This window comes from Winkia sp. C0117E2 (assembly GCF_056590455.1).
In genome coordinates, this window is sequence record NZ_JBWPWD010000002.1 from 364,923 (window position 1) to 383,564 (window position 18,642).

19 protein-coding genes and 1 riboswitch are annotated in these 18,642 nt (G+C 55.9%); of the genes, 16 read left to right on the plus strand and 3 right to left on the minus strand.

Features of this window, described 5'->3' with window-relative positions:
• Positions 1-33 precede the first annotated feature (33 nt).
• Together trmB and hemW are read left to right on the plus strand one after the other, a co-directional pair.
• Positions 34-762, plus strand: coding sequence for a tRNA (guanosine(46)-N7)-methyltransferase TrmB (gene trmB, locus AC1EKG_RS04110; protein ID WP_101485664.1), 729 nt, complete (start codon positions 34-36; stop codon positions 760-762).
• Positions 755-1,915, plus strand: a complete 1,161-nt coding sequence (hemW, locus tag AC1EKG_RS04115; protein WP_196793453.1) for a radical SAM family heme chaperone HemW — start codon at positions 755-757, stop codon at positions 1,913-1,915. Before trmB ends, hemW begins: the two co-directional genes overlap by 8 nt.
• Here the strand turns inward: hemW and AC1EKG_RS04120 are convergent.
• Positions 1,912-2,769, minus strand: coding sequence for a DUF3097 domain-containing protein (locus AC1EKG_RS04120; RefSeq protein ID WP_004806209.1), 858 nt, complete (start codon positions 2,767-2,769; stop codon positions 1,912-1,914). The genes hemW and AC1EKG_RS04120 overlap by 4 nt on opposite strands.
• Before the next feature lie 87 nt (positions 2,770-2,856).
• A riboswitch (FMN riboswitch) is annotated at positions 2,857-2,975 on the plus strand.
• 53 nt (positions 2,976-3,028) lie between these two features.
• Between AC1EKG_RS04120 and ribD the strand changes: the two genes are divergently transcribed.
• The 12 genes from ribD (at position 3,029) to leuA (ending at position 14,932) form a co-directional block, all read left to right on the plus strand.
• Positions 3,029-4,030, plus strand: a complete 1,002-nt coding sequence (ribD, locus tag AC1EKG_RS04125; RefSeq protein WP_004806214.1) for a bifunctional diaminohydroxyphosphoribosylaminopyrimidine deaminase/5-amino-6-(5-phosphoribosylamino)uracil reductase RibD — start codon at positions 3,029-3,031, stop codon at positions 4,028-4,030.
• A 4-nt stretch (positions 4,031-4,034) separates the two neighbouring features.
• Positions 4,035-4,625 (plus strand): riboflavin synthase, encoded by a 591-nt coding sequence (locus AC1EKG_RS04130; protein WP_004806215.1) that lies wholly within the window; start codon positions 4,035-4,037, stop codon positions 4,623-4,625.
• Positions 4,618-5,880, plus strand: coding sequence for a bifunctional 3,4-dihydroxy-2-butanone-4-phosphate synthase/GTP cyclohydrolase II (locus AC1EKG_RS04135; protein WP_004806216.1), 1,263 nt, complete (start codon positions 4,618-4,620; stop codon positions 5,878-5,880). Before AC1EKG_RS04130 ends, AC1EKG_RS04135 begins: the two co-directional genes overlap by 8 nt.
• Positions 5,880-6,347 (plus strand): 6,7-dimethyl-8-ribityllumazine synthase, encoded by a 468-nt coding sequence (ribH, locus tag AC1EKG_RS04140; RefSeq protein ID WP_004806217.1) that lies wholly within the window; start codon positions 5,880-5,882, stop codon positions 6,345-6,347. Before AC1EKG_RS04135 ends, ribH begins: the two co-directional genes overlap by 1 nt.
• 102 nt (positions 6,348-6,449) lie before the next feature.
• On the plus strand, positions 6,450-7,457 hold the full coding sequence (gene hrcA, locus AC1EKG_RS04145; RefSeq protein ID WP_004806218.1) for a heat-inducible transcriptional repressor HrcA: 1,008 nt from the start codon (positions 6,450-6,452) through the stop codon (positions 7,455-7,457).
• 12 nt (positions 7,458-7,469) lie between these two features.
• Positions 7,470-8,573, plus strand: coding sequence for a molecular chaperone DnaJ (dnaJ, locus tag AC1EKG_RS04150; protein ID WP_004806220.1), 1,104 nt, complete (start codon positions 7,470-7,472; stop codon positions 8,571-8,573).
• Entirely contained in the window at positions 8,570-9,325 is a 756-nt protein-coding gene (locus AC1EKG_RS04155) for a 16S rRNA (uracil(1498)-N(3))-methyltransferase (RefSeq protein WP_004806222.1), read from the plus strand. Before dnaJ ends, AC1EKG_RS04155 begins: the two co-directional genes overlap by 4 nt.
• 112 nt (positions 9,326-9,437) lie before the next feature.
• Entirely contained in the window at positions 9,438-10,316 is an 879-nt protein-coding gene (locus tag AC1EKG_RS04160) for a PhoH family protein (RefSeq protein WP_101485665.1), read from the plus strand.
• Positions 10,306-10,761: an rRNA maturation RNase YbeY gene (ybeY, locus tag AC1EKG_RS04165; protein WP_004806226.1), complete on the plus strand. Its 456-nt coding sequence runs from the start codon at positions 10,306-10,308 to the stop codon at positions 10,759-10,761. Before AC1EKG_RS04160 ends, ybeY begins: the two co-directional genes overlap by 11 nt.
• On the plus strand, positions 10,758-12,026 hold the full coding sequence (locus tag AC1EKG_RS04170) for a hemolysin family protein (protein WP_004806228.1): 1,269 nt from the start codon (positions 10,758-10,760) through the stop codon (positions 12,024-12,026). Before ybeY ends, AC1EKG_RS04170 begins: the two co-directional genes overlap by 4 nt.
• A 26-nt stretch (positions 12,027-12,052) precedes the next feature.
• Complete coding sequence (gene era / locus AC1EKG_RS04175; protein WP_081499172.1) at positions 12,053-13,003, plus strand: GTPase Era; 951 nt, start codon at positions 12,053-12,055, stop codon at positions 13,001-13,003.
• A gap of 162 nt (positions 13,004-13,165) precedes the next feature.
• Positions 13,166-14,932, plus strand: coding sequence for a 2-isopropylmalate synthase (gene leuA, locus AC1EKG_RS04180; protein WP_004806231.1), 1,767 nt, complete (start codon positions 13,166-13,168; stop codon positions 14,930-14,932).
• 42 nt (positions 14,933-14,974) lie between these two features.
• Here the strand turns inward: leuA and AC1EKG_RS04185 are convergent, their stop codons facing one another.
• Positions 14,975-16,483 carry a peptide MFS transporter gene (locus AC1EKG_RS04185; protein ID WP_004806233.1) on the minus strand — a complete coding sequence of 503 codons (1,509 nt, stop codon included), beginning with the start codon at positions 16,481-16,483 and terminating at the stop codon, positions 14,975-14,977.
• Positions 16,484-16,644: 161 nt separating this feature from the next.
• Between AC1EKG_RS04185 and recO the strand changes: the two genes are divergently transcribed.
• Both recO and AC1EKG_RS04195 read left to right on the plus strand, forming a co-directional pair.
• Positions 16,645-17,379 (plus strand): DNA repair protein RecO, encoded by a 735-nt coding sequence (recO, locus tag AC1EKG_RS04190; protein WP_004806235.1) that lies wholly within the window; start codon positions 16,645-16,647, stop codon positions 17,377-17,379.
• Positions 17,376-18,137 carry an isoprenyl transferase gene (locus AC1EKG_RS04195; RefSeq protein WP_004806237.1) on the plus strand — a complete coding sequence of 254 codons (762 nt, stop codon included), beginning with the start codon at positions 17,376-17,378 and terminating at the stop codon, positions 18,135-18,137. Before recO ends, AC1EKG_RS04195 begins: the two co-directional genes overlap by 4 nt.
• Here the strand turns inward: AC1EKG_RS04195 and AC1EKG_RS04200 are convergent.
• Entirely contained in the window at positions 18,134-18,637 is a 504-nt protein-coding gene (locus tag AC1EKG_RS04200) for an SNARE-associated domain-containing protein (RefSeq protein ID WP_004806239.1), read from the minus strand. The two genes, AC1EKG_RS04195 and AC1EKG_RS04200, sit on opposite strands and share 4 nt — an antisense overlap.
• Positions 18,638-18,642: the final 5 nt, after the last annotated feature.

Consider the following 18,642-nt stretch of genomic DNA (forward strand, 5'->3'; position numbering starts at 1 on the left):
CCCGCAAAGAATTCTCCGGACCCTGGAAGGTTCATGGCACGTACGAAGTCCTTCACTAGGCGCGGCAGGTCCTTGGAAGGGGCGCTCGCGCGGGCGTGGGAAGAAAGCGGTGACTTCATTGTGCCTGTGCGCCGCGGTGAGGGGTACACAACGGTTGCTGAAGACCACGAACCACTTGATTTTGAGGCTCTCTTTGGGCGCAAGGCGCCGCTGGTAGTCGAGATTGGTTCGGGCACTGGGGATCAGATCCTGACGGCAGCTAGAAAGAATCCGCAGAACAACTATCTTGCCTTTGAGGTCTGGGTACCGGGAATTGCGAAGGCCCTAAATAAACTGGACGGGCTTACCAACGTGCGGTTTGTGGAAGCTGACGTGGCCCAGGCTGGTCCTCTTTTGCTTTCACCTTCTTCGGTGTCGGAACTGTGGACATTTTTCCCGGATCCGTGGCGAAAATCCCGGCACCACAAGCGGCGGCTTGTACAGACGGAGTTCGCCACTCAGGTAGCCACTTGGTTGGTGCCCGGTGGGCGCTGGCGTCTGGCTACGGATTGGAACGACTACGCCTGGTGGATGCGAGACGTAATCGAATCCGTCCCCGTGCTGCGCAACGAATATGCCGGGCAGAATCCCGATCTGGACGATCCAGCGGGCAACAGGGGAGGATTTGCTCCGCGCTATGATGGCCGCATCATGACTACCTTCGAAAACAAGGGACTGCAGGCGGGACGCACAGTGCACGATCTGGTTGCGGTCCGTGACTAGACCATTTTCGGCCTACGTTCACGTCCCATTCTGCCGGGCAAGATGCGGTTACTGCGATTTCAACACTTACGTCGCCGACTTCGGACCGGGAGCGAACCGGACAACTTTCGACCAAAGCGTCGCCCTCGAAATTGGGCGCGCGAAAGCGCATCTAGGGCCTAGGCAACTGCAGACTGTATTCTTTGGAGGCGGCACTCCTACAATGCTTCCGGCTGCGGCATTGGCGAGTATCCTCAGTGAGTTGGATTCGGCTTTCCCGCTCGCCTCGAAGGCAGAGGTAACAACCGAGGCAAACCCCGAAACTGTAAGTCGCGATGATCTATTCCAACTAGCGAAGGCCGGCTTTACTAGGGTGAGTTTCGGCATGCAATCTGCCGTCCCAAGAGTATTAGCTACCCTGGATCGCACCCACCGTCCCGAGCGCGTGCCTCAGGTCGTCCAGTGGGCAAAGGAAGCTAACTTTGCAGTAAGCCTGGACCTAATCTACGGCGCCCCAGGCGAGAGCATTGAAGATTGGAATGCCTCCCTGGATGCGGTAATAGGCATGGACGTAGACCACGTGAGTTGCTACGCCCTCGTCATAGAGGGCGGCACAAAAATGGCGAACGACCTGCGTCACGGTAAGATCGCGCCGGTCGATCAAGATGTGCAGGCAGAAAAATATCGCCTAGCCGACGCCCGCCTTTCCGACGCTGGTTTTAGATGGTACGAAATCTCGAACTGGGCCCGCCCGAAAGAGGGCGAAGAACACAAGGTTAGTACCGAGCTAGAAAACGCATGCAAACACAATCTGGCATACTGGCGAAACTGGGATTGGTGGGGATTTGGCCCCGGCGCCCACTCCCACCTGGCAGATCGTCGGTTCTGGAACGTTAAACACCCGCTGGCTTACGCAAACGCGCTGCGGCAAGGGCGGTCTACGGTACTTGGAGAAGAGCGGCTAGATGCAACCACGAAAGAACTAGAACGAATAATGCTGGGCGTACGCATCTCGGAAGGACTTCCCAAAGCAGACGTGTCTGCCGCAGGACTTTCGCGATGCCGCGAACTGGGATGGGTAGACGAGTACGCCCTGAAACAAGGACGGGTAGTGGCAACATTGCAAGGGCGACTCATGGCCGACTCAATGACGCTCACGCTGTTGGGAAGCTAAGGGCAGGTCACAAAATCGATCAGTGCTTCCACCTTGCCCAACAAAGCTGGCTCCAAGTCCTTGTACGTGCGCACAGTACGCAAAATCCGCTTCCAGCCCTGAGCAATGTCGGCCTGAGTTGAATGCGGCCAACCCAAGGCGGCGAGGGTCCCCTTCTTGATATCTGTTGTCTTTGGAATATTCGGCCAGGCGCGCAACCCCAACCGGGCCGGCTTCACCGCCTGCCAGATGTCAACAAATGGGTGCCCCAATACCAGTACCGAATCGGGATATTTCCTGCCAATACTAGCGGCAATACGTGATTCCTTTGATCCTGCCACCAAATGGTCCACTAACACGCCCGCCTTTCGGGAGGGGGAGGGTGAAAAAGCGGAAAGTACGCACTCCAAGTTGTCTACGCCCTCAAGAAGTTCAACCACTACACCTTCATGGCGCAAATCATCGCCCCAAATGTGCTCTACCAACTCGGCGTCATGCTTTCCCTCCACCCAAATTCTGGAGGCCTTAGCAACCTTGGCGGGCTCAGGGGCGAGCGCATAGGAGCCGGAATTAGTAAGCTTGCGCCCCGTAGAAGAGCGGAGGCCGCTCTGGCGCGTCTTAGCTACCGGCACGAGTGTCACAGGCTTGCCATCAATCCAATAACCCGGCCCCAGCGGGAAGGAACGCACGCGCCCTTTCGCATCTTCTAGCTCCACCACGTGCATGCCCCCAATTTTCTGGGTACGCAAGATGGCGCCAACCCACCCGGACTCCACGTCCTCGACAACCAATCCCACCTTGGCGGGAACTTCGGTAGAGGTGGGCCTTCGGTGAGGATCATTTGCTAAAACGTCGCTGCCATATCTGTCGAACACGCCCTAAATCCTATTAGAAATAACCGAAAAGAGCGCACCTGCCAACGCGGTTAGTATTAATCGCTTCTAATGTGGCACAATCGATATATACGCATTCGGGGTCAGTGAAAGTCTGAACCGGCGGTTATAGTCCGCGACCCGCTAAGGCGGTTGAGCTGGTGAAATTCCGGCACCGACGGTAAAAGTCCGGAAGGGAGAATGTTACACGCCTAAGCAAGTCGCGCTTGGGCGTACGCCCCCTATGCAAGAAAGGGGGAAAATGATAAACACCGCGTTAGCCAGAGCAATCACTCTGGCAGAAAAAGGGCCACAATTCGGGCCCAATCCACGCGTCGGCTGCGTAATCTACAGCGAGAAGGAAATCCTCGCTGAAGGATTCCATCGTGGCAGCGGTAGCGCTCACGCAGAAGTAGCTGCTATCCAAGACGCCCACCAAAGAGGCAAGTGCGTGCGCGGCGCTACCGCTCTAGTGACGCTAGAACCATGCAACCACACCGGGAAAACCGGCCCATGCTCGCACGCCCTACTTGCAGCTGGGATCAGCCGAGTCATATATGCCCAGGCAGATCCCAACCCCGTGGCTGCGGGAGGAGCTGCCTACCTGCAAAGCCATGGCATAGAAGTGGCCACCGCGCTCGCGGCGGGTGCAGACCAAGGATTGGTAGCTAGGGCACAGGCGATCACTGCTGCCTGGCGCACAGTTCAAAAACGAGGCCGAGCCTGGGTTATCGCGAAAGTAGCCCAAACCCTAGATGGCAAAGTAGCTGCCAGCGACGGCACCTCGAAGTGGATTACCGGCCCGCAGGCTCGCGAGCACGGCCACCAGATTCGTGCGACGGTTGATGCGATCTGTGTCGGTACCGGAACGTACCTGACAGATTCGCCCCAGTTATCGGCGCGGCCAGCAAATGTGAAGGACCCACACCAACCGAAGAAATTCGTCATTGGCAACACAGATCTGTCACTGCCTGCCCAGTTCACTCAGGTACGCACGCATGACCTGCGTACCTTCTTTGAAGACATGTTCAAACAGGGCAATACCCGGATTCTGCTCGAAGGCGGACCGACGCTAGTAAGCGCCGCCCTCAAAGAAGGTCTGGTGGATGAACTGCACGTTTATACAGCACCTAAATTGCTAGGCGAGGGCAAAGCCTCCTTCGCAGATTTAGGCATAACAACGGTGGCAGACGCCATCGACGCAAAGGCAACGATCACGCAGCTGGGACCGGACTGGCTAGTGTGCCTCGCCCTCACGGAGTAGGAAAATGTTTACAGGATTAGTAGAAGCAACAGGGAAAATACTGGCCGTTACCGACAACGAGGGCGGCAAACGCATCAAGATAAGCGCACCGTTCGCGTCATCTTTGAGCTACGGGGAGTCTGTGGCGGTAAATGGCGTGTGCCTGACAGTGGTCGATTTTGCTGAAGACGGATTCACTGCTGACGTCATGCCAGAGACGCTGCGAGCATCCAACCTCGCAGAAGTAGAAAAAGGGCAAGTTGTGAACCTAGAACGCGCCCTCAGCCTTCAGGATCGCCTAGGTGGCCACCTGGTTCAAGGACACGTCGATGGAGTAGGCAAATTAGTTACTAGGCGCCGTGGGCAGCGATGGGACGAGCTCACCTTCTCTCTGCCGACCGAGCTGGCAAGGTATGTCGCGCGAAAGGGATCAATCACGATCAATGGGGTATCGCTCACCGTGACTGAGGCGGGCGAAGCCTCCTTCGGGGTAGCGCTGATTCCAACCACTATGCGTGAAACCAACATGGGACTGCTTGAAGAGGGCGACGCAGTCAACCTGGAAACTGATGTTATTGCAAAATATGTTGCCCGTCTGGGAGGATACGATGACTGAATTTCGTGTTGCCTTGGAAGAGGCTTTAGAAGAACTACGTAAGGGCAAGCCGATCCTGGTAGCGGACGATGCGGACCGCGAAAATGAGGTCGATGCGATATTTGCTGCTGAGACCGCTACTCCCTCGACAACCGCGTGGGTGATCAGGCATTCCTCCGGATACCTGTGCGCGCCAATGACTAATGACCGAGCCGATGCTTTAGAGCTGCCGGTTATGGTCGAGCAAAACGAAGATTCTTTGCGGACTACCTACACGATCACCTGTGACGCCGCTAGCGGGGTCACCACAGGCATTTCTGCGGCTGATCGGACAACGACGCTGCGAGCGTTGGCGCGCAAAGAGCCTGATCCGCGAGCACTAATAAGGCCTGGTCATGTGGTGCCGCTAAGAGCCCGAGATGGGGGAGTCCTGGAGCGTAGTGGACATACTGAAGCTGCAGTTGACCTGACTAGGTTGGCAGGCTTGGTGCCGGTAGCCGGAATCTGCGAGTTGGTCAATGATGACGGCACTATGATGCGCCTGCCGCAGGCGCGCAAGCTGGCTGAGGAATACTCACTAAAGGTAATCACTATTGCCGATCTGGTTACTTTTAGAAGGCAAAGTGAATCTGCCGGAGAAGCGGGGGTGGCTCCCGTGGAAGCTGCCCCTCGAGTTGAGCGAATTGCGCAGGCGAAATTGCCCACTGATTTTGGCGAATTCACCATCACCTCGTATCGCGATCTTACTACCGGTGCCGAACATGTAGCGCTGGTGCCTGTAAAGAAAAGTGAGCATCTGCCGCTTGTGCGGGTGCACTCAGAATGTCTGACTGGGGATGCTTTTGGCTCGAAACGGTGCGACTGCGGTCCGCAGCTGCACGAAGCCATGCTGCAGGTGGCTAACGAGGGTGGGGCGATTGTCTATTTGCGTGGCCACGAAGGGCGCGGCATAGGACTATCCGAGAAGGTGCGTGCATATCGCCTCCAAGATGAGGGCGAAGATACGGCTCAGGCGAATCTATCGCTTGGTTGGCCTGTAGATATGCGTGAATATGGCGCTGCCGCCGCGATCTTGGAAGATCTGGGAATTACTCAAATTCGCCTACTCACCAATAATCCCGACAAAGTGAGGCTCGATACCTCCCGAGTAGAGGTGAAAGAGGTAGTACCTCTTGTAGTTGGGGTAGGACCAGAAAATATTGAGTATTTGCGGACCAAAGTTAGGTTGGGGCACACCCTAAACCTGGATTCTTTTTCGATGGAAGGACAAAAATAATGGCAGGAAGTGGAATCCCCTCTCTGAAGGTTGATGGGAAGGGCCTGAAAGTTACCATTGTGGCGGCACAGTGGCATAAGCAAGTAATGGATGGTCTTATCGAGGGCGCCAAGCGTGCGTGTGCAGACGCCGGTGCGCAGGCAATGACAGTACGAGTACCCGGCTCTTTTGAGTTGCCGTTGGCATGCAAGACTGCGGCACAGAAGGCGGATGCGGTAGTCGCCCTCGGCGTGGTAATCCGGGGTGGCACCCCACACTTTGATTATGTCTGTGAGGCGGCTACCAACGGGCTAACGCAGGCGTCGCTGCTAACTGGCACTCCAATCGGGTTTGGGGTTCTTACCTGCGACAACGAACAGCAGGCGCTGGATCGGGCGGGACTGGAAGGTTCCGCCGAAGATAAGGGGTATGAAGCTGCTGAGGCGGCAATGGCGATGGTGGCCACTTTAGAGCAGGTAGGTGCCTAGCTCTCGCCCGCAGTGAAATAAATGTGCCCAGGTGGTAGCTGGGGGCCTCGACCGCGTAAGATTAGCAGTCGAGGCCCCCGGGTGCTAAAAGGAGATGAGGATATGGGTAGCTCTCGCCAGCTGCAGGTTCTAAGCGCCATCGTCTCCGACTACGTAAACAACAGGGAACCGGTGGGATCGAAGGCTCTGGTTGAACGCTACGATTTGGGTGTTTCTTCAGCTACTATCCGCAACGATATGGCGGCACTGGAAGAAGCCGGTTACATCTACCAACCACACACTTCTGCTGGGCGAGTCCCGACCGACAAGGGGTATCGGGCTTTCGTCGACCAGATCGCACATTTGAAGCCGCTTTCAAAACCGGAACGCACCGCCATTGAGAAGTTGCTCGCTGGGGCAGTCGATATTGACGACGTCATGGAACGAACGGTGCGGGTCCTGGCACAACTAACTAGGCAGGTGGCGGTCGTGCAGTATCCGTCTATGCACCGCGACAAACTTCGCCACCTTGAGGTTGTGCCAATTGCAAGCCGATATGTTTTGCTCGTAGTAATTACCGAGGTGGGCCGGGTAGAACAGCATCCGCTCGAGGTACCGGAGCAAGTAAATCCCGCCCAGTTGACGGCCGCGGCAGCCTGGATCAACCAGACTTTTGCTGGCAAGGGTTCAACCGAATTAGAAGAGGGCAAGGAACTAGTATCTGCGCTTCCGCCCGAAGTAGCTGGACTGGTTGCCCTTATCATAGATGCCCTGTTGGTGGCTTTACCTACTGCCGAAGATCGGATCGTAATGGCGGGCACGGCAAACCTAGCTCGGGCTGGCACCGATTTCGCACACACTATTGGCCCTGTTTTGGACGCTCTCGAAGAACAGGTGGCTCTGCTCAGGTTGTTTGCTGAAATGGAGCAGGGTAGTGTTGCTGTCTCGATTGGCTCTGAGAACCGCCATGATGGTCTTTCTGAGGCCTCGGTGGTAAGCGGAACATACGGAAGCGAGGACGGACTGACTGCCCACGTGGGGGTAGTTGGTCCAACTCGAATGGATTACCCGGGAACGATGCGTTCTGTAGGAGCGATTTCCCGGTACCTGACACATTTCCTATCCAACTGAAAGGAATAACGGTTGAAGGACTACTACGAAGTACTGGGAGTGCCGCGTGATGCCTCACCAGAGCAAATCAAGCGTGCCTACCGCAAGCTTGCTCGTAAGCTTCACCCGGACGTTGCAGGTCCTGGTCATGAAGAGGACTTCAAAGAGGTTTCAGTAGCCTATGAAACCCTGTCTGATCCGTCCCGGCGGCGCAAGTACGACATGGGAGGCGACACCGGCAATTTCGGTGACGCATTCGGCGGTTTTTCAGACATTTTTGAAACCTTCTTCGGTAGTGGTGGGGCCGCTAGCGCAGGGACTGGCCCCGTGCCCCGAGGGCGGCGTGGACAAGATTCCCTTACCGTTGTCGAAGCCAGCCTGGCAGATGTTACTTTCGGCGCCACTAAGGATGTCGAGATCAATACTGCTGAGGTGTGCTCGAACTGCGATGGTTCCTGTTGTAAGCCCGGTACTTCGCCTCGGAAATGCGAGACCTGTGGAGGACGAGGGGCTGTGCAGCGTACTGTGCGTTCCTTCTTGGGGCAGATGGTCACCTCGGCTCCCTGTGCATCCTGCCAGGGGCATGGCACGATCATTCCCGATCCGTGCCCAGAATGTGCCGGGGAAGGACGGATCCGCACTAAGAAGACGATCAAGTTGGATATTCCTGCCGGAGTCGAGCACGGTACTCGCATTCGTATGGCAGGACGCGGCGAGGTCGGCCCTGGCGGCGGTCCGGCGGGAGACCTCTATTTCGAGATCCATGAGCAGCCTCACCCGGTGTTCAAGCGGCAGGGCGACGAGCTACACACAGAGGTGAGGGTGCCAATGACTGCTGCGGCGCTCGGGACCACCTTCACGCTTACCACTCTTGACGGCGACAAAGAACTGACGCTCGAACCGGGAACGCAACCGGGCGAAGACGTGCTCATGCGCGGACTCGGCGTCACCCACCTGCGGCGTTCTACTAGAGGAAATCTTCACGTACATATAAACGTTGAAGTGCCGAAGCACTTGAACGAAGAGCAGCGGGAATTGCTCAAGCAGCTCGCGCAGCTACGCGGTGAAGAAAAGATAATCGCCGAGGGCGAGGACACGGGCATGTTTGCTAAGTTGCGTGACAGGTTCACTCGATGAGCCTGCAATCTTTCCTTTTCCCGCACACCGATGAGTTGGTTGAGGGAGCCACTGTAGGTTTGGCTGGCGAGGAAGGTCATCACGCCGCCTCCGTGATGCGAATCCGCCCGGGCGAGGAAATCTTTCTGGTAGATGGGAAGGGGCGGCGCGCTCGCGGCGAGGTCCTTCAGGCCAGCAAGAATCAGGTGCAGGTCAAGGTCTTGGCTACTGTGAACGAGGCATTTCCGGGTAAACAAATCACCCTGGTGCAGGCTCTAGCCAAGGGTGGGCGAGACGAGATGAGTATCGAGACCGCCACCGAGCTGGATGTCTTCGCGGTGATTCCGTGGCAGGCCGATAGGTCCACTGTGCGATGGAATGGGCCAAAGGTTGAAAAAGGAGTGCGCAAGTGGCAAGCCAAGGTAGCGGCAGCTACCAAGCAATCTAGACGTTCTTACATCCCCGAAGTCGCTTCCCTTGTGGGCACTAAGGCACTGGCCAAGCAGATAGAGGAAGCGGTAGCAAATAACACCTTGGTGCTGCTCCTACACGAAGAGGCCGAGACGCCCTTGATGCAACAGCCGCTCCAAGAAGCTGATCGTATATGGTTGATAGTTGGCCCAGAGGGAGGCATAGGACAGGCAGAAACCGAGCTGCTTGTAAAAAGTGGCGCTCGCACTTGCAAATTAGGGAGCACAATTTTACGCACCTCAAGTGCCGGGCCCGCAGCACTGGCTTATATTGCCGGTACGTGCGGGGCATGGAACAGTTAAGATAGTTCCAGAGCAAGGAGGAACCCTGAGCACTATAACCATCCCGGAGGGACTAGCTCCGGTAACACTTTTCGGCGCTGGCGATAGCGCACTTAGAGCAATAGAAGACGGCATGCCGAGTGTCGATATTCGGGTGCAAGATCGCACGATCCACGTGGAAGGGCCTGCCGGCGTGGTGCAGGCGGTGACCGCACTTTTTGAGGAGTTAATTTCGCTTGCCGAATCCGGTTCTCCTTTGGGGCCCGATGAGGTGGCGCACGCGGTTTCGCTGTTGCAAGCTTCCCAAGAGAAGCAGGCTACCGTTTCCGCGGCTGTTCTTTCTGCGCGTGGCCACGCAATTCGTCCTCGAAGCGAGACGCAGGCCAAGTACGTGCGGGCAATGGACGAGTCGACTGTGGTGTTCGGGATCGGCCCGGCGGGTACTGGCAAAACCTACCTGGCAATGGCTAAAGCAGTACAGCAACTGCTCGATGGGGTAGTACGACGCATTATTGTTACGCGTCCTGCCGTCGAGGCCGGAGAGTCGTTGGGATTCTTGCCTGGCTCGCTTACCGAGAAGGTGGATCCGTATCTACGCCCAGTTTATGATGCGCTCGGGGATATGCTTGAGCCCGAAACCTTGGTTGAACTGCGTGAGTCGGGCACTATCGAGGTGGCACCGCTGGCTTACATGCGCGGGCGTACTCTAAACGATGCCTTCATCATCCTTGATGAGGCGCAAAATACCACCAAGATGCAGATGAAGATGTTCTTGACCAGGCTTGGGTTTAACTCGACCATGGTGATCACAGGAGATCCGACCCAGGTCGATCTTCCCAAGGGCAACCTGTCAGGTTTAGTGGATGCGGTGAACGTGTTGGCCGGGATTGACGGCATCGAGTTTTGTAAATTCTCCAGTGCGGATGTAGTGCGCCACGCCACTGTCAGGGCCATTATTGACGCCTACGATCGGCGAGACAGTGCTAAAGAGAGGCTGAAGCATGAGTACTGAGGTATGTAACGAAACCTCCTACGAGGTCGACGAAGCAGAGTTTGCTGCGCTAGCAGCGTTCGTGTTGCAGAAGATGCATGTCTCTTCCAGTGCGGAACTGTCTATCATGTTCATTGATCCTGAACCCATGGAGGAATTGCACGTGCGGTGGCTGGGTCTGGAAGGGCCAACGGACGTGATGAGCTTCCCAATGGATGAGCTGCGCCCCGGCACCGCTGAAGATCCCACTGAGGCAGGGATTTTGGGGGATATTGTGCTGTGCCCCCAAGTTGCCGAAAAGCAGGCTAGCGCTGCCGGACACTCGACTACCGAGGAAATGCTCCTACTGACCGTCCACGGCATTTTGCATCTGCTTGGATATGACCATGCTGAAGAAGAGGAAAAGAAGGTCATGTTTGGCCTGCAGCGGAAGTTGCTGCTTACTTTCCTAGCGGAGAAAGATTGAAGGAAGTAATTTGGCTGGGCGTACTAGCCCTAGTTTGCCTAGTTCTTACCGGATTCTTCTCGGCCGCAGAGACTTCATTCTTACGCCTGTCTAGGGCAAGAGTTGAGGACCTTGTAGAGGACGGACGCGAGGGCGCCGAGGTCGTGCGGAAGATTATCGAGCACAAGGCGTTGTCGCTTACTGCAACCAGGGGAATGCGCATCATATTCTCTACTTTGGCGACCGTCATTATTGTGCTCGCTGTTAATTTTCCGTGGTGGCCTACCTGGGTGCGGATTCTAGTAGCAGTGCTAATTTCGGCGGGAGCAGCCTGGCTCATCTCCGGGTTGTTCGGTGATTCCGTTGGCAGTCGCAATCCGGAATCTGTAGCCCTTCTGGCTGCGAAGCCGGTGTGGGCCGCGACCTATCTGCTTGCCCCTGCGACCAAGGCTTACCTGTGGCTTCGCCCCGAGTCTGCCCTTACTGAGGCAGAGGCGCGCCAGGTAATGGCCGACGATCTTCGCGAGATGGTAGACGAGATGGGCGAGGAAGAAAGCCTCGAGATCGAGGACGAGGATCGCGAACTTTTGCGATCTGTCTTTGAGCTGGGAACTACCTTGGTACGCGAGATAATGGTCCCTCGCACCGAAATGATTACGGTAGATAAGGACACGCCGGCTTACAAAGCAATGAGCCTTTTTGTGAAGTCTGGGTTCTCGCGTCTTCCAGTTACCGGTGAAGACACCGACGATGTGCGGGGAGTGCTGGTACTGAAGGATCTCTTGGGCAGGGTTCACCGGCATAGTGAATCCAAACAGGCGCCGGTTCACACAATGATGCGCCCCATATTGTTTGTTCCCGAGACGGTTTTACTCGATAACCTGTTACGGCAAATGCAGGCCTCTGGCGACCATATTGCGATGCTGGTAGACGAGTACGGAGGGATTTCCGGCCTCGTCACCCTCGAGGATCTAATTGAAGAGGTTGTGGGCGACGTTACCGATGAGCACGACCATTCCAAGGCGGAACCGCGCCAGCTTGCTCCCGACACTTGGGAGGTTCCGGCAAACTTCCCGTTGGATGATTTAGGCGAGCTATTCGACTTGGAAATTGAAGATGAAGACGTAGACACCGCGGCGGGATTGTTGGCAAAGGCACTAGGGAAAGTGCCACTGGCCGGTGCCAGTGCCCCCGCGCAGGGGCTAGACTTGACAGCTGGTGAAGCAACTGGGCGACGCCGCACCATTACTACTGTGATCGCACGGTGTAGAAACGAGGACAAGTGACTGATTTTCCATCTGACGAAGAGCTAATGGCTGGCCCTTCCGCTGTAGAGGGAATGTCTCTACCGCAGACGCCAGAGGACTTTGTAGCCGGTTTTGCGACGATCGTCGGGCGTCCTAACGTTGGCAAGTCCACACTTACCAATGCGATCGTAGGCAAGAAGATAGCCATTACCTCGATGCGTCCAGAAACGACCAGGCATACCGTGCGTGGGGTACACACCAGCGACGAAGGCCAGCTCGTGTTGCTGGATACTCCCGGTTACCACCGCCCTCGAACCCTGCTGGGCAAGCGCCTCAACGATCAGGTGCGCGAGGCACTAACGCAGGTCGACTTGGTATTCTTCTGTATCCCGGCTGATCAGAAGATTGGTCCGGGTGACCGTTTTATCGCGCGCGAGTTGAAATCGGTGAAGGTGCCGGTAATAGCCGTGGTAACCAAGTCTGATCTGGTGGGTCCAGAGCGGCTGCTACCTCAGATTGATGCTGTCTCGAAGTTGGGGGATTGGGCCGAGATCGTGCCCACCTCGGCAGCCAAGGGGAGGCAGGTTGACGACCTGATCTCGGTTGCCATGAAATATTTGCCAAAATCGATGCCGCTGTACCCCTTGGATGCCAAGTCGGATGAATCTGACAACACGATGATCGCGGAGTTTATTCGCGAAGCTGCGCTAGAGGGGATGCGCGAGGAGCTGCCTCACTCTCTAGCAGTCCAGGTGGAAGAGGTAATTGAGCGCAAGCCGGTAAAAGGGCAGAAGAAGCCGCCGCTGCTCGACATCCACGTCAACATGTACGTAGAACGAGACTCCCAGAAGGCAATAATCATTGGCAAGGGAGGCTCACGGCTGAAGTGGATCGGGTCGAACGCTAGGCAGAACATCGAAGAGTATTTGAATCGGCGGGTTTATCTTGATCTGCATGTTCGCACTGCTAAAGATTGGCAGTCCGATCCGAAGATGTTAGGTAGGCTCGGCCTTTAGTGTCAAAAGGCGGACTTTAGCAATCCAATACATAAAGTGGTGTTAGTTTTTACTTTATGAGGTTGTTCCTTCTGCTTAGTTGCCGCGGCGAGTCCTGATGTGCCGGTTCCTCGTCGTGGAGTTAGCCGTACCGGCGAAACGACTATGTGGAAGTGAATACTAATGCGAACGACCGGGAGAAGCTCTACCCAACAACCTTCGGCCATGCCGGTATCTAAATACCGTCCTGCCAGTGAGACTAACCCACTGTCTCTGCCCGATAGGACGTGGCCGGCCAAGACGATCACTAAGGCTCCAAGGTGGCTATCGACGGATTTGCGCGATGGCAACCAGGCACTTATCGAACCGATGTCGCCGGAGCAAAAGCGAAAGATGTTCTCGCTGCTTGTGAACATGGGCTTCAAAGAAATCGAGATCGGTTTCCCTGCGGCTTCGCAGACAGATTTTGACTTTGTACGTTCCTTGGTAAAGGACAGTGCAGTACCAGAGGACGTGACAGTCTCTGTTCTGACTCAATCTAGGGCAGATCTGATTGACCGCACTTTTGATGCAATCGATGGTCTGCCGAGGGCGACTGTGCACCTCTACAATGCCATCTCCCCATTGTTTCGCGAGGTAGTTTTCAAGAATTCGAAACAGGCTACGGTGGATTTGGCCGTTACTGGGGCCCAGCAGATAATCGCTACGGCAGAGAAGCGACTTAGCGAGGAGACGATTTTCGGCTTTGAGTATTCTCCTGAAATTTTCGTGGATGCCGAGATCGATTTTGCCCTGGAAATTTGTAATGCCGTTACGGGAGTGTGGCACCCCGATGCGGATAGGGAATTGATAATAAACCTTCCGGCTACTGTGGAACGTACGAGCCCTAACGTGTTTGCGGACCGGGTTGAGTATATGAGTCGGAATTTGGCTCACCGGGAGCACATCGCCCTCTCTGTTCATACTCATAATGACCGCGGCAGTGCTGTTGCTGCCGCTGAGCTGGCAATTATGGCGGGAGCCGATCGCGTTGAAGGATGCCTCGCTGGGCAGGGGGAGCGCACGGGGAACGTTGATCTAGTCACCCTTGCTATGAATTTGTTTAGTTCGGGCGTGGATCCAATGCTCGATCTGTCGAATATCGACGAGGTAAGGCGAACTGTAGAGCACTGTACAGGGATGCGGGTGCCGGATCGTGCTCCCTACATGGGGGACTTGGTCTACACGTCGTTCTCGGGCTCGCACCAAGACGCGATTAAGAAGGGCTTTGCGGCGCGAAAGGACCAGCTTGCTAAAGCCGGCTCTGAAGAGGACGTGCCCTGGCAAATCCCGTATTTACCCATCGATCCGCATGACGTGGGTAGGTCCTATGAGGCGGTAGTGCGGGTCAACTCGCAGTCCGGCAAGGGCGGGGTGGCCTACGTCATGGCTTCGAAGTTCAACATCGACATGCCGCGCCGGCTCCAGATTGAATTTTCCCGGATTATTCAGCGGCATACTGACACTTATGGCGGCGAGATTGACCCCGACGCAATGTGGAACATTTTTGTCGATGAATATCTGCCGTATGGTGCGGCTAAGGATGAAAGCGTGCGCCCGTGGGGTAGATTTGCGCTGCGGGCAGCTTCATCTATCACGTTTACTGACGGCAATGACGAGGTTGTAGAGGTCACCTGTGACTATACGGACGAGGGAATTCCTTGCAGTATTACCTCTCGTGGCAATGGTCCCATTGATGCGTTCTGCCGTGGATTTGGCGAGGAGGGAATTGCAGTTCACGTGCTCGACTATTTCGAACACGCAATGTCTTCTGGCCATGACGCGGTTGCAGCCGCATTTGTCGAGGCTGACGTAGATGGGCAGGTGCTGTGGGGAGTCGGCATTGATCCGTCTATTACCAGGGCTTCTTATAAGGCCATTATCTCGGCAGTGAACCGTTCACTGCGTTAAACAGTTGTGGGGCCCGAGGGCCCCACAACATGTAGCTGATTGCTATTCAGCCGGTGCTAGTTTCTGTCCGGCGTGGATGTGCCTTGAGATCCATGGGGACAAGGCTGCAAGAACCACGGCAAGAACGACTGCGATGCCGCCGACAACCAGGAACATCTGGTGTGCCGGCAACTCGCCGGTAGCCTTGAGCACCTGGGCACCAATTGACTGTCCGGCTGCGGAAGCTAAGAACCAGAGCGATAGTGCCTGCGACCGGAATGCCTTGGGAGCCAACAGGGTGGTTGCTGCCAGTCCGACGGGGGAGAGGCATAGCTCGCCAATAGTCTGGATGATGTAGCAGATGGTGATTACCCACCAAGGAGCCTTCATATTCAGGTAGTGGAAGGCAAATGCGCCCAGCCAGATGAAAGACAGGCCAGCCAGCGCGAGGCCGACGGTGAACTTGACTGCGGTTGAAATGTTGCGGCCTCGTGTTTCCCAGAAGCGTGCAAAGAAGGGGGTAAGTAGCACGATAAAGATCGGGTTTACAGCTGCAAAGAGCTCCGGCGACATGTTGAAGAGGCCGGTATTCAGGTCGGTGTTGTTCTTCTGGAACGAAGCCATGGAAGAGGAGGCCTGCTCAAAGATCATGAAGAACATCATTGCGGCAATGAATAGCGGAATGAAGGCGCGGAGACGAGACCGTTCATCTGCCGTTACCTGCTTGGAACGGAACATGACAATGAAGTACACGATCGGTGCAACCAACGAAATTATGGTCAGCGTATCGATCACGTTTACTAGGAACGAGTTTCCAGTGACCATGTGAACGATAAGGAACAGAACAACAACGGCGACCAGTCCGGCCGCGCAGATCATGGTGATGCGGCTCTTTTCTTCGTCGCGAACTGGAGTAGGCACGGTGTCGGCTTCAGCTGGCAGATACCTGCGCCCAACTACGAAGCAAACTAGTGCCAGCACCATGCCGATTGCAGCAAGCGAGAATCCGGCGTGGTAGCCACCAAAAGAACGCACTGCGGAAACCGCGAAGGGCGCAACGAAAGATCCGATGTTGACGGACATGTAGAACAGTGAATAGCCTGCGTCGCGCTTGGGGTCGGTCTCGTCGTAGAGTTGGCCGACCATGGTCGCGGTGTTCGGCTTTAGAACGCCGGAGCCGATAGCTACAAGAATGATGCCAACGTATGCAGAGGTCTGCATGGGAAGAGAAAGACACGCGTGGCCCAGCGCGATGATGATGGCGCCGTAGAGTGTAGACCGCCGCGGGCCCCAGAGGCGGTCGGACACCCAGCCGCCCAGAACAGCGATCAAGAAGATCGATGCTGAGTAAACCTGAACTAGTGATTCGCCAAGGGACTGCTCAAGCCCCAAACCATTGTTAGCAACGGTGTCGACCAAGAAGTAAAGCAGGATCGCACGCATTGAATAGTAGCTGAAGCGTTCCCACATCTCGGTAAAGAAGATTGTTGTAAGCCCAAACGGGTGCCCAAAAAATGTTTTTACCTTGTTGGGGTGTTCGGACCGGCTGACGGGCGACGATTGCTCGCTCATGCGGTCTTTCCTTCCAGGAATAGGTGGGTCGCGTCGCCAGTTGACGCGACGTGTCTTTATCATGGCTATGACACAGATAGCATTGTTCGCCTAATACGCTCTTTTATGCAAACTGAGACGCAAATTTTGCATATAGGGTGATCTTAATCACGGAGGGGTAATTGGTTAGGACTTACCGAGATTATGCCATTGTCCTGCGCACACATAAGTTGGGCGAGGCTGATCGCATTATCACGGTGCTTAGCCGTAACTACGGGCAAATACGCGCGGTAGGCAAAGGCGTTAGAAGAACCAAATCTAAACTTGGGGCGCGCTTAGAACCTTTCTCGGTGATTGACTTTCAGGCATACCGAGGGCGGAACCTAGATACCTTCACGCAAGTAGAGCCAATTGCCGAATACGGTCGGCAGATTGCTGCCGACTACGAGCTGTATACAGCTGCCACTGTCATGGTTGAGGCGGCGGAAAAATTAACTGTGGAAGGGGCTTCTTCACCAGCCCATTTCAACCTGTTGCGTGGTGCGCTTCACGCTCTTGCGCATCGGCGGTTGCCACGAGAGCTGGTCATGAATTCTTATCTTCTTCGCGGTCTTGCCCTATCTGGGTGGGCACCTTCGTGCTGGGATTGCGCTATCTGCGGGGCACCCGGCCCTGGCGAGGCATTCTCTACTACCGCAGGGGGAGTGGTTTGCGGGAATTGTCGTCCTCCTGCTTCTGTGAGCCTGGAGCCGGAAGAAGTTGCGTTAGCCGCTGCTTTGCTAACGGGGAACTGGCAGGAAGCACTGAAGTCTCAGTCGCCTGCTCGGTCTAAGATTGGGGGGCTGGTGGCAGCGTACGCCCAGTGGCACCTGGAACGGCGTCTGAAATCTCTAGCAGTATTGGAGCGAGGAATATGAATGAAGTAGCAGGTCCTGCCGAGGGCGAGAGGCGGGTTCCGTCCTCGTTGGTCGCCCCAACGCACGTGGGAATCATTATGGATGGGAACGGCAGGTGGGCTAATGCTCGCAAGCTGCCACGCACAGAAGGCCATAAGCGAGGCGAAGTGGCTCTTATGGACACGATTGCCGGGGCTCTAGAAGCGGGAGTGCGGTACCTGTCTGTGTATGCCTTCTCTACAGAGAACTGGAAACGGTCGCCGGCAGAGGTGCGCTTCCTTATGGGATACTCCCGCGACATTTTACGGAAAAGGCGCGATAGGCTGCACGAATGGGGCGTGCGGGTGCGGTGGGCAGGGCGCAAGCCAAAGCTGTGGAAGTCAGTGATAACTGAGCTGCAGGCGGCCGAGGAGCTCACCAAGAATAACACCAAGATGGACTTGGTGATGTGCCTCAATTATGGAGGCCGCGCTGAGTTGGCCGATGCGATGAATAAGATTGCCTCCCGCGTTGCACAGGGCAAGTTGAAGCCAGGCTCGATAAGCGAGGCAACCGTGGGAAAGAATCTCTATTTGCCGGATGTTCCCGATGTAGACTTGTTGATTCGCTCCGGCGGCGAGCGTCGACTCTCGAACTTTCTGCTGTGGCAATGCGCCTATGCTGAGCTGGCATTCTCTCCAAAGCCCTGGCCCGAATTCCGCCGCGAGGATCTGTGGGATGAATGCCTGGCCTTTGCCGGTCGGGAGCGCCGTTTTGGGGGAGCCGTAGACCGAGTTTAGGCGGTGCGCTTTTTGCGCATGTATACAACGAGGGCGATAACTGCAGCTACGGCGAGCACAGCCACGATCGCGTAGGGACTGCCTGCTAGCGCAGAGAAGGCAGCGTAAAAGGCGGCCATCCCAACGGTCGAATAGATACCCGCCCAAGCAAGGTAGCCGGGAATTGCTGCCAGGGTGTAGTGGGTCCAATTCATTGCCAGGGAGCCAGCGGCCAGGTGGATCATGGTTTGGAAGCCGATGGTCAAAAACGACAGGGGGATAGCTAGTAGACCCCATTTATTGATGAAGCGTACTGCCTTGTCGAAACCATCTGAGTCCATCTTCGCGGTGATGGTTTGAGCGAGGTGGCTGTGTGATTTGGAAGCGCCCTTGCGAATGGCTCCCACTGATCCGCGTGCTAGCCAATAGGTAGCCTGCGAGCGCCCGGCCACAACCACTACTAGGAAAGCGAAGAAGAAAACCCAGGGAAAACCCTCTAGAAAGCCAGGAACACCACTCATAGGCT